We start from the raw sequence: 1,818 nt of genomic DNA on the forward strand, positions 1-1,818 counted from the left end.
TGGTGTGCCACCCGTCAATAGGACAGTAAAATATTTAAACAGTTTTACAGACTGCTCCCAGTAATGTGGGGGCAGTTTTTTTCCGTATATAAACCTGCCGCGCTTACGCTTGGCTCCCCACACGTTTCATGAATGAAGCACAAACCGCTTCACTCACAAAACGTGAGGGCCCATTAGGCGGCCACGAAATAGTGATTATGAAACTCCATTGGAGTCATGATATGCAACTTTCTTTGAATGCGTCTGTTATTGTAATATTCCATATAGTTGTGGATCATCTCAACTAAAGAAGAACGACTCGTAAATTTACGACGGTAATATTTTTCACGTTTGATGAGGGCCCAAAACCCTTCCATAGGCCCATTATCAATACAACGGGCGACACGGGACATGCTTTGCAACATGCCGGCAGTTTCCAATCGCAAACAGAATTTCTTGCTCGTATATTGAAATCCACGGTCACTGTGAAACAATGGTTGAGCTTCTGGTTCCTTTTGTATGGCCGCATCAAACGTCTGTAGGACTAAAGGCAAATCGTTTCGATCACTGATTATGTACGCGACAATTCGACGGTCATAGAGATCCAAAATGGCACTCAAATATACTTTCTTGATTTCCGGTCCCTCGTAATACTTGAATTCGGTCACATCAGTCAACCACTTTTCGTTTGGTGCATCTGCACGAAAGTTCCGGTTGAGGTGATTTTCCGCGATATGATAAGGCTTCTGGGCACCTTTGGTAATGCTATTGGCACGATGTTTGATTCGGGATTTGATTTGTTGACTACGACAGATCCGAAGGGCGCGGTTGTCACTGATGGTAATGCCATAGATGCCTTCTAAATCGTCGCGAATTCGACGATAACCCTTATCGTCATGTTCTTCATAGATTTGTTTGGCCACTTCAGCGATTTGATTGTTGCGAATCTCCCGCGGACTATGTGGTTGCTTAAGCCAGCGATAATAGGCGGAGCGTGTCACGTGTAAGATTTCGCACATCACTTGCACCGGATAACCTTTTTCTGTATGGAGTTGCTTGATGGTTTCGTACTCAGCTAGTTTTCTTACTTCCGCCAGCGATCCCTCCTTTCTAATTCTTGGAATTTTTTTGTTACATCAAGTTCCATTTGTAGGCGTTGGTTTTCGCGTTTTAAACGTGCCAACTCGTCTTGGAGTAATTCCTCGGGAGTCCGGCTAGGCATTGTCCCTTTCCTGCGCCCACGGCGATCTTCCAGCCCAGCTTCTCCTAATTCTTCATATCTCTTTACCCATTGATAGATGTTTTGATAGGAGACTTGGTATTTGATGGCCATGGCACCATAGTCTTTATCGTTGGTTATGCATTCCAACACAATTTTCAAACGCTCATCTGATGTTGTTGCCCGGGATTTACTCATATAGCTTCCTCCACTTGTTGTTTTGAAGTCTTTATGAGTATTATAATCCTTTAACCAGTTCTGCAGTTGCGTCTTGCTGCGTAAACCATATTTTTTTGCGATTTCAATCATGCTGTCCAGGCCGTTTAGATAGTCCGTGACGGCTGACAACTTCAACTCCTTGGAGTAATGCTTATTGTTCTTGGCCGGTAAAAGGGCCGATGGACCGCCGTTCTCATAAAGTCTAACCCAACTGCGGACCGTCTCTTGAGATACCCCAGCGTCTTGTGCTGCCCTTGCTATGCCGATTTCATTTGTCAGGTATTGCTCGACAATGTTGACTCTGTTTTCGACAGATAATTTCATAGCTCTTTTAGACATAAAAAAACCCCCTATATAAGACTTGAAATAATTCAATGTCCTATATAGAGGTAGCATACCAC

Annotated in this window: 2 protein-coding genes; both read right to left on the reverse strand. The window is 43.8% G+C overall.

Going from position 1 to position 1,818, the window contains the following annotated elements; all coding sequences use genetic code 11:
* Positions 1-173 precede the first annotated feature (173 nt).
* Positions 174-1,103 carry an IS3 family transposase gene (locus C8U37_RS14585; RefSeq protein WP_211306282.1) on the reverse strand — a complete coding sequence of 310 codons (930 nt, stop codon included), beginning with the start codon at positions 1,101-1,103 and terminating at the stop codon, positions 174-176.
* The gene (locus C8U37_RS14590; RefSeq protein ID WP_211306280.1) at positions 1,064-1,756 is read right to left on the reverse strand and encodes a helix-turn-helix domain-containing protein; all 693 of its coding nucleotides are present in this window, start codon (positions 1,754-1,756) and stop codon (positions 1,064-1,066) included. Before C8U37_RS14590 ends, C8U37_RS14585 begins: the two co-directional genes overlap by 40 nt.
* Positions 1,757-1,818: the final 62 nt, after the last annotated feature.

The sequence above is a fragment of the Trichococcus patagoniensis genome (genome assembly GCF_003051085.1).
GTDB lineage: Bacteria > Bacillota > Bacilli > Lactobacillales > Aerococcaceae > Trichococcus > Trichococcus patagoniensis.